The organism is Streptomyces sp. NPDC107538 (genome assembly GCF_055657445.1).
Genome location: NZ_JBVKAY010000001.1, coordinates 956,354 through 977,519, shown reverse-complemented (window position 1 = coordinate 977,519; position 21,166 = coordinate 956,354). Strand labels below are relative to the sequence as shown.

Here is a 21,166-nt window from a genome sequence, read left to right as displayed (position 1 = left end):
TCCGGTGCGTTCCGTGCCGGGCGCCTCATGGCCGACACAGGTCTTCCGCCCCGCCCCGGGCTGTGCTTGCCTGGGGAACCGTTTCGACGCCGGGGCGGGAGTCGCCGTATGCGCAAGCCGTGGATCGTGGGAGTGGCCGGGGCGGTGCTCGCCGCGCTGCTGCTCGGCGCGTGCGGGGATCCGGCGTCCGGGCCGGACGAGGCCCCGCCGTCGGCCGCGGCACCGGACCCGTCGTCGACCACACGTCAGCGGGCCGCCACGGGCGCCCCCGCCGAAGAGACCGACCCGGCGAAGCCCGCACCCGAGGTGCTCTACCTCGGGGACTCGCTGGCCACGGAGAACCAGAAGGTCCTGGGCACATTACTGAAGGACGGCCTGGACGCGCGCTACACGAGCGCCCCGTACTCGGGCACCACCCTGTGCGACTACCTGGAGGGCACCGCCGACCGGTCGCTGGTCCCGCCGCGGGACAAGGCCGCCGCGCTGGTACGGCGGCTGCGCCCGGACTATGTGGTCCTGCAGTTCTGGGGGAACGCCTGGGACTACACGCCCTGCATGGACGGCGTCACCTACGACAAGGCGCGCGCCGAGTACTTCCGGCGGTACACGGCCGCCGCCGAGCGGCTCACCGAGCAGATCGCGAACGCCGGTGGCACACACCGGCCAACGATCGTGTGGGTGCTGCAGGGCCCGGACCCGATGACACCGGACCGGATCCGCCGGGTGAACGCGCTGTACGAGAAGCAGGCCGAGGCCTCCGGTGATCTGGTCGCCGACGCCGGCAAGGCGGTGAGCCCGGCCACCGACCGCTACACGTGGGCCCAGTACCTGCCGTGCACGGCTTACGAGCGCGAGCACGACGGCTACTGCACCCAGCCCGGCCGGTCCCGCACCGCCCTCCACCACGACGAGGACTTCCTGCACTTCTGTCTCGCCCCGACGACCTCCAAGCCACGGCCCTGCCCGGTCCTGTCCCCCGGGATCACGCGGATGGCCCGGGAGATCACCCGGGCCATCGCCGACGCGAGCCGTCCGTAGACCCCGCCCAGACCCTGCTCAGACCCGCTCCGACGTGGGCTCGTCGTCGCCCGCGTCCGCCGCCGCCCCGGCCGCCGCCGCTTCCGCCTCCTGCTGCTTCTTCGACGCCCACAGGCTCGTCACGGTCGTGACGGCGAGGACCAGGACGATGAAGCCCAGGGAGAAGGGGATGGAGATCTCCGGGACGTGGACACCGGACTCGTGCAGGGCGTGCAGCACCAGCTTGACGCCGATGAAGCCGAGGATGATCGACAGGCCGTAGGAGAGGTGGACGAGCTTCTTCAGCAGGCCGCCGATGAGGAAGTACAGCTGGCGCAGGCCCATCAGGGCGAAGGCGTTGGCGGTGAAGACGATGTACGGGTCCTGGGTGAGGCCGTAGATCGCCGGGATGGAGTCGAGGGCGAAGAGGACGTCGGTGGAGCCGATCGCGAGCATCACGACCAGCATCGGCGTCATGACGCGCTTGCCGTTCTCCTCGATCCACAGCTTGGTGCCGTGGTACCGGTCGGCCACTCCGAATCGTTTCTCCACGGCCTTGAGGAGCTTGTTCTCCTCGTACTCCTCCTCGTGGCTCCCCTTGCGGGCGTCCTCCACCAGCTTCCAGGCGGTGTAGATCAGGAACGCGCCGAAGATGTAGAAGACCCAGGAGAAGGTGGAGATGATCGCCGCGCCGGCGGCGATGAAGATCGCCCGGAGGACCAGCGCCATCAGCACGCCGACCATGAGCACGCGCTGCTGGTACTGCGAGGGCACCGAGAACTTCGCCATGATCAGGACGAAGACGAAGAGGTTGTCGACGCTCAGGGACTTCTCGGTGATGAAGCCCGCGAAGAACTCGCCCGCGGGCTTGCCCCCGCCGACGGCCAGGAGGACCAGGCCGAACGCGATCGCCAGGGCGACCCAGACGGCCGACCAGATCCCCGCCTCCTTGATCGACACATCGTGGGGTTTGCGGCCGATGAAGAAGTCGACCCCCACCAGCACGCACAGGGCGACGACGGTGAGCAGCCAGGTGGTCAGGGTGACGTTCAAGGTTCCTCCGGGTAACAGCTGGTGCACAGGAAAGCCTCACCGGAGACCTTTGCATCCGCTACCCGGATCGGGTAAAGAATGGCCGAAATCCTCGTGCGCGCCCTGGTGGGGGCCCTGTCGCGGGGACCGCCCACCAGGGTGACGAGGAGTTGCGCGGGCGGCTACTCCCCCGCGTACGCCTTCCGCAGGGCGGCCAGGTCGAACTTGCCCATCGCCATGAACGCCGCGGTCGCGCGGGCCGCCGCCTGCGGGTCGGGGTCGCTGATCATGTCGATGAGTTCGGCGGGGAACACCTGCCAGGACACTCCGAACCGGTCCTTGAGCCAGCCGCAGGGGCCGGGCTCGCCGCCCTCGGTGAGGCTGTTCCAGTAGTAGTCGATCTCGTCCTGGTCGGCGCAGAGGATCTGGAAGGAGATGGCCTCGGTGAACTTGAACATCGGGCCGCCGTTCAGCGCCACGAACCGCTGGCCGTTGGCCACGAAGTCCACGGTGAGCACGGAACCGGCCGGCTGGGGCGCGCCCTCGCCGACGTGGGTGACACGGCCGAGCCGGGAGTCCTTGAAGACCGAGACGTAGAAGGCGGCCGCCTCCTCGGCCTGGCCGTCGAACCACAGGCAGGTGGTGAATCCGTCGCTGGACATGGGTGCCTCCTCCGGCGGGGGCTGTCGTCGCCCCTGGGTGTGTGTCATCCGTATCGACCGATCCTGGTCCGGAAACTCATCGGTGACGCGGACATCCGGTGCGGCGGACGGGTGCGGGGCGGGACGGGTACCGGGGGCTCTGCTGTCGGCGAATCTGCCGTGGGCAGAGAAAGGCCTGGTGGGGGCCGGTTCACGGGGAGGGTGGAAGCAGCGGCCCGCACGGTCGCTTCCGTCCACCGTCCCTGAGGAGGAACCGTGACTCCCCCGTTCACCGGCCGGGCCCCCGCGCTCGCCCCGCACGCGCAGGAGGGCGACACACCGCCGTCCCGCTTCGACGACCATCTCGCCGCGCAGCTGCTCGCCCAGCGGATCGTCTTCCTCGGCAACCAGGTCGACGAGGTCTCCGCGAACCGGGTCTGCGCCCAGTTGTTGCTGCTGTCGGCGGAGGACCCGCGCACCGACATCAGCCTCTACATCAACAGCCCGGGGGGATCGGTCACGGCCGGGCTCGCCATCTACGACACGATGCGGCTGATCCCGAACGACGTCGCCACCCTGGCGATGGGCTTCGCGGCGAGCATGGGCCAGTTCCTGCTGAGCGTGGGCACCCACGGCAAGCGGTTCGCGCTGCCCAACGCGCGGATCATGATGCACCAGCCGTCGGCGGGGATCGGCGGCACCACCGCCGACATCGAGATCCAGGCGGAGAACCTGGACTTCACCAAGCGGGCCATCGAGCGGATCACCGCGGAGCACACCGGCCAGACCGAGGAGACGATCTCCCGGGACGGCGACCGCGACCGCTGGTTCACGGCCGCGCAGGCCAAGGAGTACGGGATGGTCGACCGGGTCGTCGAGTCGCTCGACGACGTACGGCCGGCCTCCTCGCGCCGACGGATGGGACTGCAGTGATGGGGACCTACACCATTCCGAACGTGGTCGAGCGGACCGCGCAGGGCGAGCGGTCGTACGACGTGTTCAGCCGGCTGCTGTCCGAGCGGATCATCTTCCTCGGCACGGAGATCGACGACGGGGTGGCCAACGTCGTCATCGCGCAGCTCCTCCATCTGGAGGCGGCGGTGCCGGACCGCGAGATCTCGGTGTACATCAACTCGCCCGGGGGATCGTTCACTTCGCTGATGGCGATCTACGACACGATGACCTTCGTACGGGCGCCGATCTCGACGCTCTGTGTGGGGCAGGCGGCCTCGACGGCGGCGGTACTGCTGGCGGGCGGGGACCCGGGGCGGCGGTTCGTGCTGGAGCACGCGCGGGTGCTGCTGGGGCAGCCGGCGAGCGGGGGCCGTCAGGGCACGGTGTCCGATCTCGCGCTCCAGGCCAAGGAGATGGTGCGGATCCGGGCCCAGGTGGAGGGGGTGCTGGCGCGGCACACCGGACGTGAGGCGCGGGAGCTGCGGGCCGACATGGACCGGGACAAGGTGTTCACGGCCGAGGAGGCGGTGGTGTACGGGCTGGCGGACGAGGTGTTGAGCCGACGCCCCTGACGGGGCGCGGCACGGCGATCCCCTGTCAGGCCACGAGGCACAGGCCGTTGTAGGGGGCCCTGGACGCCCTGGGTGCCCTGGGTGTGCCGCGGGTCAGTTCGGTCCGGGCCAGGGAGAGCAGGTCGCCCAGGCTCAGGCCCAGCGCCTGGGCGGCTGCCGCGAGGACCTCGGAGGAGGCCTCCTTGCGGCCCCGTTCCACCTCGGACAGGTACGGCATCGAGATGCGGGCCTCGTCGGCGACGTCCTTCAACGTGCGTTCCTGGGCGAGGCGTTCGCGGCGCAGGACGTCACCGACGAGGTCGCGCCAGAGGGGTTCCTTGGCGGGCGGGCCGGCCGGAGGGGCCGTCGCCGGGCGGGGCCGGGCCGCCGCCGGGCGCAGGGGGATGACTCGGGCTTCGTTCGACGCTTGTCGGCTCACCCCCTCAGCCTAGGAACTCGGGGCGGGAGGGGAAGAGGGCGGCGTTCCGCCCTGAGGGAAATCGTCGGGAGCCAGAACTCACAACCCGTCACCCGCTCCGGGCGTCACTGGCCTATGCGGCCGTCGATGCGTTCGCGCAGGAGGTCGGCGTGGCCGTTGTGGCGGGCGTACTCCTCGATCAGGTGGACCAGGACTTCGCGCAGGGCGATGGGCTCGCCGTCGTGGCGTCCGGTGACGGCGAGGTCCGGGGCCCCGGCCACTAGGCGTTCCGCGAAGGCGACCTCGGAGCGCCAGGTGCGCCAGGCGTCGGCTACGGCCTCCGGGTCGGCCACGGCGTCGTTGAAGTCGCCGTCGGGGTCGTCGCCGGCCCGGTAGTGGCGCGGGGCCGGCTCGCCCGCCAACGCCTCGCGGAACCAGTACTGTTCCACGCCGGCCAGGTGGCGTACGAGGCCGAGCAGCGACATGTTCGAGGGCGGTACCGAGCGGCGGGCCAGGGCCTCGGCGTCGAGGCCCGCGCACTTCAGCTCCAGGGTGAGGCGCTGGTTGCGCAGATAGCCGACGAGGGTGGCCCGCTCGCCCTCGAAGCCCCCTTCGCCGCGTGGATCCCCCTCGGGGCCGACGAAGCGGTCGCCCCAGCCGGGTTTCCGCTCCGGCAGGGGCGGTTCGTCGGGCCGTGTCTCCAAGCTGTCACTCATGCCGAGGATCATGGGCTCTCGCCGCCCCGGTCCGCCACCGCATTCCGTTCGTCACCCCTTCCGGCTGCCCTTGGAGGGCATCAACTGCTCACGCAGCACCGTCAGTTGGTGGGAGGTGTCCACGGCCCGGGTCTCGTCCAGGGTGGTCAGGGCGAGGAGCAGGACGTCGGCGACGACGAGCGGGGTGAGGGCCTCCGAGGTGATGCCCGTGGGGGTGTGCGGGGCGGTCAGGACGGCGTCGACGCGGTCGCCGAACTCCTCGCCGAGTTCGTCGGTGACGAGGACGACCCGGGCGCCGACCGCCCGCGCGCGCTCGACGAGGACGGTCAACTCGTGCAGGGCGCGGCCCGGTTGAAAGATCACCACGGCGTCGCCCTGGCGCAGGGCGAGGAGATGGTCGGCGAGGGCGAACCCGGTGGCGTTGACGAAGCGTGAGCGGCGGTCGATCCGGCCGAGCGCCAGGGAGAGGTGGCGGGCGGCCGGTTCGCAGGCGGCGATCCCGAAGCAGTGGATCTCGACGGCGTCGGCGAGTGCGGTCACGGCGGCGCGCAGGGCGTCCGGTTCGGTCAGCCGGCGGGTCTGGTCGATGCGCTCCTGGGCCTCGTCGAGCACATCGGTCCAGATGCCGTCCAGGTCGGGGCCGACATGCGCGATGCGCTGCCTGAGCCGCACCTCGGGGGCCACGGCCGCGGTGAAGCCGGAGGCCAGCTCGCGCTTGAGGGCGGGCAGCCCGGCGTAGCCGAGGCGCTGGAGGGCGCGGACCACGGTGGCGTTGCTGGTGCCGCTGGCCGCGCCGAGTTCCTGGGCGCCGGCGAAGAGCAGCTGCTCGACGGGGGCGCTGGCCAGGTACTGGGCGACCGCCCGCTCGGACGCGGAGAGGCTCTCCCAGTGGTCGCGGACCGCAGCCCGGAGCCGCGCCAGGCCCGCGCCGGGATCGCCGGGATCCCCGAGATCTCCGCGGTCGTCACGATCCTCGTGATCTGAAACTTTCATTACAGACATTGACTTCCTTGTGACGGGCGTTACTCTCCTGGACAACGCATTCCAAGAGGAAAGCTTCTCGTAACCGACGTTACAGCACCGCGTCATCCACGGGCAGCTCTCCGTCGCGAGGAGAAGAATGGCATCCCGCTCCCTCCCCCTGATCGAGATCTCCGGCTCCCCGCTGGAGCGCGGACGGCAGTACGGCGAGGCCGTACGGCCCCGACTGCACACGGCGCTCGCCTACTACGAGGAGGCGTTCGGCCACGCCGCCGGACTGACCTGGGAGCAGGTCACCGCCCGCGCCGCCCGCTGGCGGGAGCCGGTCGCCTCGTACGCCCCGCAGCTGCTGGAGGAGATGCGCGGCATCGCCGACGGCGCCGGTGTGACCCTGCTGGACGTGCTCGCGCTCAACGCCCGCGGCGAGGTCCTCTACGACCAGTCGTTCGCCCGGATGGCCACGCCCGAGCCGGAGCCGGAGACCGTCGCCGAGGAGCGGGTCGAGGGCTGCACCTCGTTCGCCCTGTACGGGCCCGCCAGCGGCGACGGCCATGTGTGGGCCGGGCAGAACTGGGACTGGCGGGCGGGCGCCGCCGACACGGTCGTCATGCTGCGGATCGTGCAGCCGCCCGCACCGACCCTGATCATGCAGGTCGAGGCCGGTCAGGTCGGCCGCCAGGGCGCCAACTCGGCGGGCATCGCGCTCAACGCCAACGGTCTGGGCGGCCGGTTCGACGACACGGTGGGCCTGCCGCAGACCGTCGTCCGCCGCGCTGTCCTGAACCAGGCGTCCATCACGGACGCCCTCGACGTCCTGTGCAGAACCCGGGCGCACATCGCCTCCAACGCCCTGCTGACCGTCCGCGAGGGCTTCGCCGTCGACCTGGAGACCACGCCCGCCGGGCACGGCTGGCTGCACCCCGAGGACGGTCTGCTGGTGCACGGCAACCACTACCAGGCGGGTGTCCCTGCGGCCATCGCGGCCGGCTACCGCCCGCTGTCCGCCGACTCGCTGGTGCGCGTACCCCGCGCCGAGCAGGGGCTGCGGGCGCTGCGCGGCTCCACCGGGCCCGACGAGTCCCGCAAGCTCATCAAGCAGGCCATGTCCGACCACCTCGGACTGCCCGAGTCGCTGTGCACCCACCCCGACACCCGCCGCCCCGCCGTGGAGCACTGGACCACGCTCGTCTCCTCCTGTGTGGACCTGACCAGCGGGGACTACCACGTGACCGCGGGCACCCCGTGCGACCGCGACTACCAGCACCTGCCCTGGAACCTCTACGACGGCCCGCACGGCACCCCCTCCCCCTCCACCGACCGCCCCAGCTGAGAGCACAGGAGTTCATCCGATGGCGATGACGAGGACGAAGACCACGAAGACGACCGGCACCCGGAGAGCGGTGACCGCCGGGCTGGCCGCGGCGGGCCTGCTCACGGCCGTCGGCTGCAGCGGCGCCGACACGGCCGCGACCGGTGGCTCGGCGGCCGACGCCGCGAAGCTGAAGCTCACCGCCACCACGCCCGCCGCCCAGGGCGCCGTGGCGAAGGTGGACTGGCTGCTGGAGGACGAGCCGGACTCCCTGGACCTCGACACCCAGGGCAGCAGCGCCGGGCGCGTCGTCCTCACCAACGTCTGCGAGCGGCTCTACCAGTTGCAGCCGGACATGACGATCAAGCCCTTCCTCGCCGAGAAGGCCACCACCCCCGACGACAGGACGCTCGTCCTGACCGTCCGGGACGGTGTCACCTTCCACGACGGCTCGAAGCTGACCGCCGACGACGTGCTGTGGAGTCTGAAGCGGCACGCCGACCCGGACATGGAGCAGAGCGACGAGTTCCCCAACGTCTCCTCGATGGAGAAGACCGGGGACCGCGAGATCACCATCCGCTTCAAGAAGCCGGACGCCCTGTTCACCAAGGCGCTCGCGGGTGACGCCGGGATCGTCTGGAACAAGGAGCAGGTGGTGAAGGCCGGCGAGGACTTCGGCACACCGGGGCAGACCGACGCCTGCTCGGGCCCGTACGAGCTGAGCGGCTGGAAGTCCGGGGACTCGATCACCATCCGGGCGTACGACGGCTACTGGGGCGAGAAGCCGCTCACGCGGGAGGTCGTCTTCCGCTGGGCCGCCGACAGCGCCCTGGTCAACGCGCTCAAGACCGGTGCCGCCGACGGTACGTTCGCCGAGTCGCCCAACACGGCCTCCGCCCTGCGCGGGGTCAAGGGGCTCGCCCAGTACTACGGGCCGTCCACCGCGACCCTCGACCTCATCCCCACCGAGCGCGGCGGTCTGAAGGACCCGAGGATCCGCAAGGCGCTGTCGCTGGCGCTCGACCGGGCGGGCATCGCCAAGTCCGGTTACGGCGGCTTCGTCGAGCCGTGGGCCAGCCCGGTGGGCTCCGGCTCCTGGGGGTACGCCAAGGACGAGTTCGCCGCCGCGCAGAAGGAGCTGGCGGCCACCGCGCCCGCCTCCCCGGACGCCGACGACATCGCCGAGGCCAAGGCCTTGGTCAAGGAGGCGGGGACGCCCTCCGAGCCGATCGTCATCGGCACGGACGCCACCCAGGGCCGTACCGTCGTCGCCAACGCCGTACGGGCCGCGCTGCAGCGGATCGGGCTCAAGGGCACCATCAAGACCGTACCGACCGCGCAGTTCGAGGAGTTCTACAGCGATCCGCAGGCCCGCGCCGAGATCGATGTGCTGGTCGCGGACTGGTACATCTCCAAGTCCGACCCGATGGGCTTCTACGACAACGGGTTGTCCGACTCGTCCAACAACTGGGTCGGCTACAAGGACGCCTCATACGACGAGAAGGTGAACCGGGCGCTCGGCACCCTCGACGACACCGAGCGGGCGGCCCTCGCCGTCGAGGTGCAGAAGCTCTTCGCGGACGCCGCCGTGTGGATCCCCGTCGCCCAGATGCCCTCGGTGCTGGTGCTGAGCGACGAACTGACCGGGGCACCCGCCTCGCAGGCCTACCTCTACTACCCGTGGGCGGCCGGGCTCGGCGCCGAGAAGGGCTGACCGCGCGTGCCCGCCCGTGTCGCGCGGCGGCTGGCCGGATTCCTGGCCACGCTCTTCGCCGCCTCGTTCGTCATCTTCGCCGCCGTGTACGCGGCGCCCGGAGACCCCGCCGTGTTCCTGGCCGGCGGCCGCGACAAGCTCACCCCCGAGCGGCTCGCGGCCGTCCGGGCCCAGTACCACCTGGACGAGCCGCTGGTCGTGCAGTACGGCCGCTGGCTGTGGGACTGCCTCCATCTCGACCTCGGCCGCTCCTTCAAGTACAGCGACCAGGTGTCCGACCTGGTCGCGGCCCGGCTGCCCACCACCCTCGGCCTGGTCGCCTACGCCACGCTGCTGTTCGTCGTGCTCGGCGTGGGCGCGGGCATTCTGGCGGCCGTGAAGCGGTCCACGTGGGTGGACTCGGCGGTGGTGGGCGGCACGACGCTCGCCGCGTCCGTGCCGTCCTTCGTCGCCGCGATCGCGCTCGTGTCGGTCTTCGGGGTACGACTCGGCTGGTTCCCGGTGACGGGCAGCGGCAGCGGCCTCGCCGGTACCGTGCACCATCTGACGCTGCCCGCACTGTCGTTGGCGCTCGGCGCGCTCGCCCTGATCAGCCGGGTCACCCGGCAGGCCATGGCGGAGGCCGCCGCCTCCGACCACGTCGAGGCGGCCCGCGCCTCCGGCATCCCGGAACGCGACATCGTCCGCCGCCATGTGCTGCGCAACGCGCTCGGCCCGATCATCACCATGTGCGGTCTGGTCATGGCGGGGATGCTCGCCGGGACGGTCGTCGTGGAGACCGCGTTCGGGATGAGCGGCATCGGTTCACTGCTCGTCGGCGCCATCAACACCCATGACTTCCCCGTCGCCCAGGCCGTCCTGCTGCTGATGGTCACCGGCTACATCGCCGTCACCACCGTCGTGGACCTGGTCCATCCGCTGCTCGACCCGCGCGTCCGCGAGGAGGCCCGCACCGCATGACCACCCTCACCCTCACCCCCGTCGGGATCCGGTCCCGCCGGCCCGTGGGCGTCACGATCGCCGCCGGGTTCCTGGCCCTGGTCGTCCTCGCCGCCGCGCTGGCCCCGCTGCTCGCGCCGTACGCACCCGACGCGATCGACCTGTCCGCCTCCCTCGCCGGCACCAGCGGCGACCACCTCCTGGGCACCGACGCCTCCGGGCAGGATCTGCTCTCCCGGGTCCTGCACGGCGCCCGCACCAGCCTGATCGCCCCGCTGCTGCTGCTCGCGGTGGCCGCGCTGCTCGGCGTCACCCTCGGGGTGCTCGCCGCGTGGCGCGGCGGCTGGGTCGACTCCTTCGTCTCCCGGGTCACGGACGTCATGTACGCCTTCCCCGGGCTGCTGTTCACCGTCCTGATCATCGCGGTCTTCGGCACCGGCATGACCACCTCCGTGCTGGCCCTCGGCCTCGCCTACACCCCGACCGTCGCCAAGTACACGCGGTCCCTGGCCCTGTCCGAGGCCCGCAAGCCGTACGTGGACGCCTACCGGGTGCAGGGCATGGGCGGCGCCCGGATCTGCGCCTTCCATCTGGTGCCCAACCTCGGCCGGGCGGTGACCGGCTATCTGGTGGTGCTCTTCGGCGAGGCCCTGATGTCGCTCGCGACCCTCTCCTATCTGGGCTTCGGCGCCCAACCACCCAGCTCCGACTGGGGGTTGATGGTGCAGGAGGGGCAGGCGGCCGTCGTCCAGGGCGCGTTGCTGCCCGCTCTCGTCCCCGGCACGGCCATCGCCGCCGTCGTCGTCTCCTTCAACGTGGTCGGCGTCTGGGCGGCCGACCGGCTCGGAAGGCAGGCCTGATGCTGCTCACCATCGATCGTCTGACCGTCGGGATCCCGGGTGCCGCCCGCCCGGTCCTCGACGACGTCTCCCTGCGGGTCGCCCCCGGCGAGGTCGTCGGCCTGGTCGGCGAGTCCGGCTCCGGCAAGTCGACGACCGCGAAGGCCGCGCTCGGACTGCTGCCCGGCGGGGCCGGGGTCTCCGGCACGGTACGGGTGGACGACACCGACGTCCTGTCCCTCACCGGCGAGGAACTGCGCCGCCACCGCGCCCGCACCGTCGCGATGATCCACCAGGATCCACGGGCCGCCCTCAACCCCGTACGCCGGATCGGCGACTTCCTCCGGGAGCGGGGCGCGGACCGCAAGGCGGCCGTCGAACTCCTCGCCGCCGTGGGCCTGTCCGACCCGGAACGCCGGCTGCGGCAGCGTCCGCACGAACTCTCCGGCGGCATGCTCCAGCGGGTCGTCATCGCCGGGGCGCTCGCCGCGCGGCCCCGGCTGCTGCTCGCCGACGAGGCCACCAGCGCGCTCGACGTCACCACCCAGGCCGAGATCCTCGCCCAACTGCGCGTGCTGCGGGCCGAGACGGGGGCCGGGCTGCTCTTCATCACCCACGATCTGCATCTGGCCGCCGCGTACTGCGACCGCGTCTACGTCATGTACGCGGGCCGGGTGGCCGAGGAGCGCACCGCCGGGGCCCTGTTCTCCGACCCCACGCACCCCTACACCCGCGGCCTGCTCTCCTGCTCACCCACACTGGGCGAGACACCCCGCGCCCTGCTGCCGATCCCGGGCCGGCCGCCGTCCCTCGGCGACACCTTCCCGGGCTGCCCGTTCGCACCCCGCTGCCCCGACGCCGAGCCCGACTGCGAGACCTGGCAGCCGCAGGCGATGCCCCTGCCGGACGGCGGGACGGCCGCGTGCCGACGGGTGCCGGGGGCCGCTTCCTCCTCCCTGCCCGTCGCGGCGGCCTCGGTGGAAAGGACCACCACGTCATGACCGACCACTCCCGGGCCACGCACCCGGCGGGCGGCGACGCCCTGCTCGTCGTCGACCGGCTCCGCAAGACCTACCCCCTGCCGGGGCGCGGCCGGCTGACCGCCGCCGAGGCGGTGTCGTTCACGGTGGCCCGGGGCGGCTCCCTCGGCATCGTCGGGGAGTCCGGGTCGGGCAAGACGACCGTGGCCCGGATGCTCGTGGGGCTGGTGCGCCCGGACTCGGGCACGGTCGCGGTCGACGGCCGCCCCCGGGAAGCCCGTACCCCGAGGCGCCGGGACGCCCGGCTGGCCCGGGCCCGCGAGATCCAGATGGTCTTCCAGGACCCGTACATCTCGCTCGACCCACGGCTGACGGCCGGACAGTGTCTGCGCACCGCGCTGCGGCTGCACGGCCGGGACGAGGGGCTCGCCGCCGAACTGCTCGACCAGGTCGGGCTGGGCGCGCGGGAGTCCGAGGCACGGCCCCGGCAGCTGTCCGGCGGGCAGCGGCAGCGGCTGGCCATCGCCCGCGCGCTCGCCGTCCGGCCCCGGGTGCTGGTACTGGACGAGGCGGTCGCCGCGCTCGACGTGTCGATCCAGGCGCAGATCCTCCACCTCCTCGACGAGATCCGCCGGGACACCGGTGTCGCCCTCGTCTTCGTCAGCCATGACCTCGCCGTGGTCCAGCACATCACCGACGACGTCCTGGTCATGCGGCGCGGACAGGTCGTCGAACAGGGGCCGACGCGGCGGGTGCTCGGTGAACCGGCCGACCCGTACACGCGGTTGCTGCTGGCCGCCGTGCCGGGAGAGGGCTGGGATCCGGACGACGCGGTCGCGGCAAGGGCGGCGCTCGCCGGGCAGGAGTAGGGGCGGTATGAGGGGCCTCATCCGGAAGAAAGGCCTCCTCAAGTGGGGTGCGTTCCCGTGCAACCCTCGCGTCCCGTCCGCCGTCAAACAGGACGCCGGACAAGGAACGGGCCCTTTCCGGACACCCCCGCGCTGCCCGGCCGTTCTTACACATCGGAGCCGTACATGCGCAAGAACCGTTCGGCCGCCCTCGCGGCGGCCGCCTTTCTTCTCGTCTCCGGCGCGGCGATCGTCGCCGCCCCGACCGCGTACGCGGGGGTGCCCGGCAGTACGCAGGCCAGTGACCGCAACAGCGACTTCAACGGCGACGGATACGAGGACGTGCTGATCGGGGCGCCGGGGGCCACGGTCAGCGGCGCGAGCGGGGCCGGGCTGGTCACCGTGCAGTACGGCTCGGCCAGAGGCATCGACACGAGCGACAAGGCCCTCTTCAGCCAGTCGACCTCGGGGATCGCGGGCGCGGCCGAGGTGGGCGACGGCTTCGGCGGGTCGGTGGCCACCGGGGACCTGAACGGCGACGGGTTCGACGACGCGATCGTCGGCATCCCCGGCGAGGACCTCGACACCAAGAAGGACGCGGGCGGCGTCGCCATCCTCTGGGGCTCGAAGGCGGGGCTCAAAGGCGCCGCGAGCGACTGGCTGGAGACCCAGGAACCCGCCGCCGACGAGCGGTTCGGCCTCGGCCTCGCCGCCGCGCGCTTCACCGCCGAGACCGAGGGCGACCAACTCGCCGTCCTCGACGGGTACGACGTGGAGCTGTTCTCGTTCGGCGGCGCGGCGAGCACCTCGGCGCGCCCGGAGGCCACCCGGCGGCTCGACGCGAACTCCGCCGAGGCCCGGCAGATCGCCGCCAAGTCCCTGACCACCGGCGACTACGACAAGAACGGCTTCGCCGATCTGATCGTGTCGGGCCTCAGCGTCGGTGACGAGCCCGGTCACGGCTGGTCCACGTATCTGTCGGGGAACGAGGACGGGCTGAAGTACGAGCGTGATCTGCGCGGCGGTCCGGTCGCGGCGTCCGGGGACCTCAACAACGACGGCTACGACGATCTGGTGACCGGCGAGCCCGCCTCCCCGGACGACAACCCCGGCGAGACGATGACCGGCGGTCTGGTCGGGGTGCGTCTCGGCGGTCCGGACGGGCCGGCGGCGGAGCCGCGGTGGTGGGTGCAGGACTCCCCCGGGGTGCCCGGTGTCGCCGAGGCCGGTGACGGCTGGGGCTCGGACCTGTCGGTCGCGGACACCGACGGGGACGGGTACGCGGACGTGGCGATCGGCGCCACGGGCGAGGACATCGGCACGGTCGCGGACGCGGGCGCGGTGTGGGTGCTGCGCGGCGCGGCCTCCGGGTTGACCGCGACCGGCGCGAGGTCCTGGGACCAGAACTCCGCGGACGTGCCGGGCGCCGCCGAGAAGGGCGACAAGTGGGGCGCCCAGGTCCGGCTGACCGACCCGAACAGCGACGGCCGCTTCGGGCTGTTGGCCGCCGCGCCGGGCGAGAACGCCGGCGACGGCCATGTCTGGGTGCTGTCGGCGGGCGCGGGCGGTATCACGGCGTCGGGGTCGTGGACGTACAACGCCGCCTCGCTCGGGGCGCCGCATGTGGGCGCGCGGTTCGGGTCGGCGATCGACGAGTGAGCCGGGCGGCAGCCGGGTCGTGGTCGGCGTGGACGACCCGGCCGCCGGTCGCGGGGCCTGTCGACCGGAAGATCCGGCGGGCCCCGGGGCCGCTCGGTGAGCCGGTCGGCCGGTCAGGACTCCGGGGTGAGCGACTCCGGGGCGCCGAGGGACTCCGTCTCGGTCGTCGGGGTGTCGTCCGGCAGCGAGTCGGCCGTCTCGGGGCTCTCGGGTTCCGTCGTGGGCTCGGAGGTCTCCGGCTCGGGTTCCGGTTCCGAAGGGGTGGTCGGGGGCACCGAGGACGAGGACGGGCAGGGGCTCTCGGTCTTCCCGTCCCCGGTGGCGCCGCGCGGGGTCGGGCGGCACGGCTCGGGCTTCTTGGTGGGCGGTTCCTCGGTGAACGAGGTCGACACCGACGGGGAGGGCCGGTCGACGGGCGGGTCGGTCTTCTTGTCCTTGCCGCCGGTGTCGCCGCGCGGCCGGGTGAACCAGTCGTCGTGCTCGGCGTCGTAGAGGACGAAGACCTTGACGATCGTCGTCGAGCGCTCGATGACCACCACGTTCTGCGGCCGGTACGACGGCCAGGAGTCACCCCTGGGCTCGGGGGTGGTCTGCAGCGCGATCGGCGGCTTCAGCGGGTTGCCGCAGGCGCAGCGCACCCGGGGCACCCCCCGGTCGTCGACGAGGACGGCGGTGCCGGCCTGGAGGACGGCCTGGTAGCTGGTGGCGGCCCCGTCGCGGTAGCCGTGGTTGGTGACGCGGGTGTCCATGCGCAGCTGCACCGGGGTGAGCGCGCGCAGATAGGCGGGGACCCGCGCGGACTCGACGCCGGCGACGGAGGCGAACGCGTCGTTCTTGGCGGGGTCGGCCCCGAGCGCCTCGACCTGCTTCTCGACGTCGCAGCTGGCGACGTTCCGGGTTCCGCCGTAGAGGCCGGGGGAGGCGCCGTCCACGGCGCGGGTCACATTGCCGGGTTCCGAGCTGCCCGGTGTCGTCTCGGGGGTCTCGGGCGGGGTGGAGCTGTCCGTGGCCGTCGACTCGGTGAACGGGTCGGGGCCGGACTTGCCCGCGGCCTGGAGGAACACCTCGCCGCCGGCCGAGTCGCCCGAGTCGTCGGAGCGGGTGAGGACGATGATCAGGACCGCGGCGACGACGGCCGCGGTGACCATGAGGGCGATCCGGGGCGCGGACCGCCACCAGGGGTGACCGGGGGTTCCGGGCCCCTGCCCGGAGTCACCGGATCCGCCGGAGCCGCCTGAGCCGCCGCCTGAGCCGCCGGGCCCGCCGGGGCCCTCTGGTCCGCCCCCGCCGCCCCCGCCGTCCGTGCCGCTCGGCCGGGTCGGGCTCGGCGGGGCGGGGCTGGGTTGCGTCGGCCCGGAGAGCGGGCCGGAGGGGGGTCCGGTCGGACGGCCGGAGGACGGTTGCTCGGAGCTCACGGGGCTTCTCCCGCCATAGAGATGCTGCGCCACAGAGATGCCGCGCCACAGAGATGCCGCGGCGATGTGCAGGTTGTGTACAGGTTCAGGCGTTTACCTGCCTTTACCACCGCTTTATTCCACAACAGGCCCATTGTGTGCCCTGGTCCCGTGCCACCCGCAAGCCGAGCGGGCCCGGGCCTCCCGGCGCGCGGAGTGCCTCCCGCGTGCTTAGCGTGGCAAGAGTGAGTCCCCGGACGCTGAGTCCCCAGGAGACGACCGCACCCGAGCGGGCGGTCGCCCGGCACGGCTGGCTCCAGGCCCTGGCCGTCGTACTGGCCGGGCTGATCGCGATGATCGTGACGGCGTCCCTGGGGCTGTGGGCGGCGGGTGCGGCGGACCTCCCGGACGGCGCGTTCCCCCGGGTCGTGGCGGCCACCGTGGTGACGGCGGTCGGCGGCACGATCGAACTGTCCGGCGACGCCGGGGCCTTCGCCGAGACCCAGGCCGGTCTGACGGTCGTCCCGCTGTCGGTGACCCTGGTGGGCGCGCTGGTCATGGCCGCCGGGTTCCTGCGGCCGCTGCGGCACCGGGCGGTGGCGGGGGCGGCCGAACTCGCGGGCTGGGCGGCCCGGATCGCCGTCCTGTGGCTGGCGGCGCTGATCGGTCTCGCGCTCGCGGCCCGGCAGACCTTCGACATCTCCCTCGGTGACGTGGGCGACTTCCTCGGGACCTCCGCCGGCGTCGGCTTCGAGGCGGCCGTGGTGCCGACGGTGTTCTTCGGGCTGCTGTGGCTCGCCGGGGTCCTCGTCCTGGCGCTGCTGGTGTCGCGGGGGGCGCCCCTGCCGGCGCGGCTGCTGCGGTTCCAGGAGTCGGTACGCCCGGCCGCGTACGCCATGGTCGGGCTGCTGCTGGCGTATGTCGGGATCGGGCTGGTGATCGCGGTCGTGGTGGCGGCGACCCGTGGGCATGCCGCCGAGACGGCCGCGGTGATCCTGCTGGGGCTGCCGAACGTGGTGTGGCTGGTTTTCACCGTCGGGCTGGGCGCCACCTGGGACAGCCAGGTGGAGGGGCCCTTCGGGCTGCCGATGCCGAAGATCCTGGACGAGGTCGTGCGCGGACCCGATGTGTCGACCCTGAACCTGGGCTCGCTCGCCGAGTACGACGGCCGGGTCTGGTGGCTCCTGGTGGTGAACGCCGTGCTGCTGGTCGCCGCCGCGTTCGTGATGGCGGCGCGCTCACCGGCCCGGGTACGGCTGTGGCAGCACGCCGTGCACATGGCCGCGGCGCTCGTGCTCACCGTTCTGGCGGTCTGTCTGGTGGGCCGGATCTCCGCGCACTACGGGCTGTCGGTCCTCGGCATCGGCGACCTTGGCGGTGACCTGGGCGGGGAGTTGTACCTGCGGCCCCATCTGTGGTCCGCGCTCGGCCTGGCCGTCCTGTGGGGGCTGGTGACCGGGTTCCTGGGCGGGGCGCTGGCGAAGGGGGTGCGACGGCGGGGTGCGGTCGACGCGGACGCCGGCCACACCCGGTAGTGGGGCGGGCGCCGACCGCACCCCGTACGCGGGCGGACGCCGGCCGCACCCCGTACGCGGGCGGGCACCGTTCGGCGCCCGCCCGGTGTCGGTCGCTCAGCCCTCCGCGGTCGCCATGCCTGCCGCGCGGCGGGCCACCAGGGAGGCGCAGATTTCCCCGGCCCGTACGGCGGTGGTGGACAGCAGGGTCGAGGTGAGGCCGTGGGTGTGCTCGGTGCCGCCCTGGAGGTAGATGTCGGCGGTGACATCGGGCACGGTGGCCACCCGGTGGTCACGGCCGACGCGGAGGGCGTCCTCCTCGTCGCGCAGGCAGAGCTTGCCGATCTCGCCCAGGTTGTCGCCGACGCCCTGCGGCTGGTAGCCGGTGGCGTAGACGAGGAGGTCGGCGGAGAGGACCTCGCGCTCCCCCGTGGGCAGGAACTCCACGGTCACCTTGACGTCGTCGGTGCCCGCGTCCACCTCGCGCAGCCGGGAGACGTTCATCATCCGCAGCCGCTCGTGGCCCTGGACCTTCTCCTGGTACATGGTCCGGGACAGGGCCTCGATCAGATCCATGTCCACCACGGAGTAGTTGGTGCTGCGGTGGTAGTCGAAGAGCGACTGCTTCACCTCGCGGGGCGAGTCGTAGTACAGGTCTACGGCCTCGGGATCGAAGATCTTGTTGGCGAAGGGGCTGTCGTCGGCGGGCGTGTAGCCGTACTTGGCGAAGACCGAGCAGATCTCGGCCTCGGGGAAGTTGCGGTGGAGGTAGTCCACGGCCTCCGCCGCGCTCTGTCCGGCGCCGAGGACGACGGCCCGGCGTATCGGCTGTCCCGACGCCCGGACCTTCTCGACCCGGGGCAGCAACTGGCTGTTGTGCCACACCCGTTCGGAGAGGGAGGCACCCTGCGGAAGCCGCGGTTCGAGGCCGGTGGCGACGCAGACGCTGCGGGCGCGGCGGACGGTCAGACTGTCCGGGTCGCCGGGCACCCGGCTGGTGACGTCGAACCAGCGCACCACGCCGTCCCGGGTGACGGGACGCACCGAGACGACCTCGGACGAGTACTCGACGAGGTGCGCGACGCGGGCGGCGGCCCACTCGAAGTAGTCGTGGAACTCGATGCGCAGGGGGAACAGGGTCTTGAGGTTGAGGAAGTCGACGAGTCGGCCCCGGTCGCGCAGGTAGCACAGGAAGCTGAAGTCGCTGGTGGGATCACGCATCGTCACCAGGTCCTTCAGGAAGGACACCTGCATGGTGGCGTCGTCGATGAGCATCCCGCGGTGCCATCCGAACCGGGGTTGTCTCTCCAGGAACCCGACCTTCAGCCCGCCCTCCGGACCGGCGTCGACGGACTGTTCGTGCAGTGCGATGGCGAGTGCGAGATTCGATGGGCCGAATCCGATACCCAGTACGTCGTAGATGGAATCCGGCCCGGTGTGCAGCGTTGTCACCGCATCGCCTTTCATAGAGCGGGTCACAGAGTTTCTCAAGCAGGAACACAGCCTCCCCCAAGCAGGGACATATTAGATAAGGTTAGCCTTACCTAGCAACGGCTGAGGAGGGCTCATATGCGGGTCGTTATGTTCGGGTACCAGACCTGGGGACACCGGACGCTGCAGGCACTGCTGGATTCCGGCCACGAGGTGGTCCTGGCTGTCACCCATCCGAAGAGCGACCACGCGTACGAGAAGATCTGGAGCGACTCGGTCGCGGATCTCGCCGAACAGCACGGTGTGCCCGTGCTGTTGCGCAATCGCCCGGACGACGACGAGCTGCTGCGCGCGCTCAAGGAGGCCGAACCGGACCTCATCGTGGCCAACAACTGGCGTACCTGGCTGCCGCCGGAGATCTTCGATCTGCCACCCCACGGCACGCTCAACATCCACGACTCCCTGCTCCCCACGTACGCGGGCTTCTCGCCGCTCATCTGGGCGCTCATCAACGGCGAGCCGGAGGTCGGTGTCACGGCGCACCGCATGGACGCCGAACTCGACATGGGCGATGTGCTGTTGCAGCGTTCGGTGCGGGTCGGACCGCGGGACACGGCGACGGACCTGTTCCACCGCACGGTCGACCTGATCGGTCCACTGGTCACCGAGTCGCTCGAACTCATCGCGTCCGGCAAGGCCGTGTGGACACCGCAGGACCGTTCCCGGTCGAGCTTCTTCCACAAGCGGTCCCTGGAGGACAGCCGGATCGACTGGACCTGGCCCGCGGAGGATCTGGAGCGGTTCGTACGGGCCCAGTCCGACCCGTATCCCAACGCGTTCACCCACCACCGGGGCGAGCGGATCCGGATCGTCTCGGCCGGTGTCTCCGAGGGGCGGTACGGCGGTACGCCGGGCCGGATCTTCATCCGCGAGGGCGACGGTGTCGTCATCGTCGCCGGTGCGCAGGCCCGTTCCGGGCGGCTGCCGGGGCTGCTGGTCAAGCGGGTGCGGACGGAGGACGGCAAGGAGCTGGCGGCGACGGAGTACTTCCGCACGATGGGCGGTTATCTGACGGCTCGTCCGTGAACCCGCGCGGATGACGGGCGGCGGGCCCGTCCGGTGAACGTGAACCCACCGGACGGGCCGTCCGTGCTCCCTCAGGGGGTGACCGCCCGTCCCGTGGCCACTCACGGGCCCGTTGCCGTTGCGGGTCCGTGAGGCCGAGGGCACCGTCGGCCGCGCGTCAGTCGCGCGTCAGCCGGCGGTGCCCGCCACGGACACCGCGTCCGCGTCGTCCGGTTCCCGTCCCGTGCCCTCGTGGTGACGGCCCATCGGGATGACCATGGGCGTACGGCTGACGGGGTCCTCGCGCACGACGCAGCGCAGACCGAAGACGTCCTCGACCATCGTGGCGGTGATCACGTCGGCGGGGGTGCCCTCGCCGGCGATGCGCCCGCCCTTCATGGCGATGATGTGGTCGGCGTACCGGCACGCCTGGTTGAGGTCGTGCAGGACCATGACGACGGTGCGGCCCTGGTGCCGGTTGAGGTCGGTGACCAGGTCGAGGACGTCGATCTGGTGGGCGAGGTCGAGATACGTCGTCGGCTCGTCCAGCAGCATCACGGGGGTGCCCTGGGCCACGGCCATGGCGATCCAGGCGCGTTGCCGCTGTCCGCCGGAGAGTTCGTCGACGGGCCGGTGGGCGAGGTCGGTCATAGCGGTCGCGCGGAGCGCCTCGTGGACGGCCTCCTCGTCGCCCTTCGACCACTGGCGCCACCACGTCTGGTGCGGTGAACGCCCGCGCCCCACCAGGTCGATGACCGTCAGGCCCTCGGGTGCGACCGGGGTCTGCGGGAGGATGCCGAGCTGCTGGGCGAGGGTGCGGGTCGGGATGGAGTGCACCGAGCGGCCGTCCAGATGGACGGCCCCCGCCTTGGGCGTGAGCAGCCGGGCCAGGGCCCGCAACAGGGTCGATTTCCCACAGGCGTTGGCCCCGACGATCGCCGTGACCCGCCCCGTCGGGATCACCAGGTCGAGATCCTCGACGACGACCCGATCGTCATAGGCGAGGCGAAGCCCCTGGGCACGCAGCTCGGGCCCACGGACGCGGGGGCCGGCGTGGTGACCGGGGCGGGGATCCGAGTGCGGGTTGGGGTGCGAGTCGGTGGGGGTGTCGGGGCGGGAGTTGGTGGGAGCGCCTACGCCGGGGCCGTCAGCGGGGCCGGGGCG

At 72.0% G+C, this 21,166-nt stretch carries 20 protein-coding genes; 12 read left to right on the top strand and 8 right to left on the bottom strand.

The annotated features are described in order from the left end of the window. The first annotated feature begins 108 nt into the window (after nucleotides 1-108). Nucleotides 109-1,038, top strand: coding sequence for an SGNH/GDSL hydrolase family protein (locus tag ACZ7MG_RS04235; RefSeq protein WP_471392362.1), 930 nt, complete (start codon nucleotides 109-111; stop codon nucleotides 1,036-1,038). Nucleotides 1,039-1,056: 18 nt separating this feature from the next. Here the strand turns inward: ACZ7MG_RS04235 and ACZ7MG_RS04230 are convergent, their stop codons facing one another. After that, the gene (locus ACZ7MG_RS04230; RefSeq protein WP_471392359.1) at nucleotides 1,057-2,070 is read right to left on the bottom strand and encodes a TerC family protein; all 1,014 of its coding nucleotides are present in this window, start codon (nucleotides 2,068-2,070) and stop codon (nucleotides 1,057-1,059) included. Between the two features lie 161 nt (nucleotides 2,071-2,231). Continuing rightward, nucleotides 2,232-2,711, bottom strand: a complete 480-nt coding sequence (locus tag ACZ7MG_RS04225) for a VOC family protein (protein ID WP_471392357.1) — start codon at nucleotides 2,709-2,711, stop codon at nucleotides 2,232-2,234. Between the two features lie 255 nt (nucleotides 2,712-2,966). Between ACZ7MG_RS04225 and ACZ7MG_RS04220 the strand changes: the two genes are divergently transcribed. Together ACZ7MG_RS04220 and ACZ7MG_RS04215 are read left to right on the top strand one after the other, a co-directional pair. After that, a complete protein-coding gene (locus ACZ7MG_RS04220) occupies nucleotides 2,967-3,623 on the top strand; it encodes an ATP-dependent Clp protease proteolytic subunit (protein ID WP_471392354.1) in 657 nt (218 codons plus the stop codon). Then, nucleotides 3,623-4,216, top strand: a complete 594-nt coding sequence (locus tag ACZ7MG_RS04215) for a ClpP family protease (protein ID WP_471392352.1) — start codon at nucleotides 3,623-3,625, stop codon at nucleotides 4,214-4,216. The genes ACZ7MG_RS04220 and ACZ7MG_RS04215 overlap by 1 nt, the downstream gene beginning before the upstream one ends. Before the next feature lie 25 nt (nucleotides 4,217-4,241). Here the strand turns inward: ACZ7MG_RS04215 and ACZ7MG_RS04210 are convergent, their stop codons facing one another. From ACZ7MG_RS04210 to ACZ7MG_RS04200, 3 genes are all read right to left on the bottom strand, one after another. Then, on the bottom strand, nucleotides 4,242-4,634 hold the full coding sequence (locus ACZ7MG_RS04210) for a helix-turn-helix domain-containing protein (RefSeq protein ID WP_471392349.1): 393 nt from the start codon (nucleotides 4,632-4,634) through the stop codon (nucleotides 4,242-4,244). Between the two features lie 104 nt (nucleotides 4,635-4,738). Beyond that, nucleotides 4,739-5,329, bottom strand: coding sequence for a DinB family protein (locus tag ACZ7MG_RS04205; RefSeq protein ID WP_471392346.1), 591 nt, complete (start codon nucleotides 5,327-5,329; stop codon nucleotides 4,739-4,741). 51 nt (nucleotides 5,330-5,380) lie between these two features. Next, on the bottom strand, nucleotides 5,381-6,322 hold the full coding sequence (locus ACZ7MG_RS04200) for a MurR/RpiR family transcriptional regulator (RefSeq protein ID WP_471392343.1): 942 nt from the start codon (nucleotides 6,320-6,322) through the stop codon (nucleotides 5,381-5,383). A gap of 127 nt (nucleotides 6,323-6,449) precedes the next feature. Here ACZ7MG_RS04200 and ACZ7MG_RS04195 point away from each other — a divergent pair, with 127 nt between their 5' ends. The 7 genes from ACZ7MG_RS04195 (at nucleotide 6,450) to ACZ7MG_RS04165 (ending at nucleotide 14,598) form a co-directional block, all read left to right on the top strand. Then, complete coding sequence (locus tag ACZ7MG_RS04195) at nucleotides 6,450-7,640, top strand: C45 family autoproteolytic acyltransferase/hydolase (RefSeq protein ID WP_471392340.1); 1,191 nt, start codon at nucleotides 6,450-6,452, stop codon at nucleotides 7,638-7,640. A 19-nt stretch (nucleotides 7,641-7,659) separates the two neighbouring features. Further along, the gene (locus tag ACZ7MG_RS04190; RefSeq protein WP_471392337.1) at nucleotides 7,660-9,333 is read left to right on the top strand and encodes an ABC transporter substrate-binding protein; all 1,674 of its coding nucleotides are present in this window, start codon (nucleotides 7,660-7,662) and stop codon (nucleotides 9,331-9,333) included. A 6-nt stretch (nucleotides 9,334-9,339) separates the two neighbouring features. Then, a complete protein-coding gene (locus ACZ7MG_RS04185; RefSeq protein ID WP_471392334.1) occupies nucleotides 9,340-10,293 on the top strand; it encodes an ABC transporter permease in 954 nt (317 codons plus the stop codon). Beyond that, entirely contained in the window at nucleotides 10,290-11,132 is an 843-nt protein-coding gene (locus ACZ7MG_RS04180; RefSeq protein ID WP_471392331.1) for an ABC transporter permease, read from the top strand. Before ACZ7MG_RS04185 ends, ACZ7MG_RS04180 begins: the two co-directional genes overlap by 4 nt. Continuing rightward, nucleotides 11,132-12,112, top strand: a complete 981-nt coding sequence (locus ACZ7MG_RS04175) for an ABC transporter ATP-binding protein (RefSeq protein WP_471392328.1) — start codon at nucleotides 11,132-11,134, stop codon at nucleotides 12,110-12,112. The genes ACZ7MG_RS04180 and ACZ7MG_RS04175 overlap by 1 nt, the downstream gene beginning before the upstream one ends. Beyond that, nucleotides 12,109-12,960, top strand: coding sequence for an ABC transporter ATP-binding protein (locus ACZ7MG_RS04170; protein ID WP_471392325.1), 852 nt, complete (start codon nucleotides 12,109-12,111; stop codon nucleotides 12,958-12,960). The genes ACZ7MG_RS04175 and ACZ7MG_RS04170 overlap by 4 nt, the downstream gene beginning before the upstream one ends. Before the next feature lie 165 nt (nucleotides 12,961-13,125). Next, the gene (locus ACZ7MG_RS04165) at nucleotides 13,126-14,598 is read left to right on the top strand and encodes an esterase (RefSeq protein WP_471392322.1); all 1,473 of its coding nucleotides are present in this window, start codon (nucleotides 13,126-13,128) and stop codon (nucleotides 14,596-14,598) included. A 113-nt stretch (nucleotides 14,599-14,711) separates the two neighbouring features. Here ACZ7MG_RS04165 and ACZ7MG_RS04160 read toward each other — a convergent pair whose 3' ends face one another. Then, nucleotides 14,712-16,013 carry a DUF6777 domain-containing protein gene (locus ACZ7MG_RS04160; protein WP_471392320.1) on the bottom strand — a complete coding sequence of 434 codons (1,302 nt, stop codon included), beginning with the start codon at nucleotides 16,011-16,013 and terminating at the stop codon, nucleotides 14,712-14,714. A gap of 224 nt (nucleotides 16,014-16,237) precedes the next feature. On the opposite strand from ACZ7MG_RS04160, the gene ACZ7MG_RS04155 reads away from it, so the two are divergent. Next, a complete protein-coding gene (locus ACZ7MG_RS04155) occupies nucleotides 16,238-17,527 on the top strand; it encodes a streptophobe family protein (protein ID WP_471392317.1) in 1,290 nt (429 codons plus the stop codon). A 96-nt stretch (nucleotides 17,528-17,623) separates the two neighbouring features. Here the strand turns inward: ACZ7MG_RS04155 and ACZ7MG_RS04150 are convergent, their stop codons facing one another. Continuing rightward, the gene (locus ACZ7MG_RS04150; protein ID WP_471392315.1) at nucleotides 17,624-18,958 is read right to left on the bottom strand and encodes a lysine N(6)-hydroxylase/L-ornithine N(5)-oxygenase family protein; all 1,335 of its coding nucleotides are present in this window, start codon (nucleotides 18,956-18,958) and stop codon (nucleotides 17,624-17,626) included. A gap of 117 nt (nucleotides 18,959-19,075) precedes the next feature. On the opposite strand from ACZ7MG_RS04150, the gene ACZ7MG_RS04145 reads away from it, so the two are divergent. Continuing rightward, entirely contained in the window at nucleotides 19,076-20,023 is a 948-nt protein-coding gene (locus tag ACZ7MG_RS04145; protein WP_471392313.1) for a methionyl-tRNA formyltransferase, read from the top strand. 168 nt (nucleotides 20,024-20,191) lie between these two features. Here ACZ7MG_RS04145 and ACZ7MG_RS04140 read toward each other — a convergent pair whose 3' ends face one another. After that, nucleotides 20,192-21,028, bottom strand: coding sequence for an ABC transporter ATP-binding protein (locus ACZ7MG_RS04140; RefSeq protein WP_471392796.1), 837 nt, complete (start codon nucleotides 21,026-21,028; stop codon nucleotides 20,192-20,194). Nucleotides 21,029-21,166: the final 138 nt, after the last annotated feature.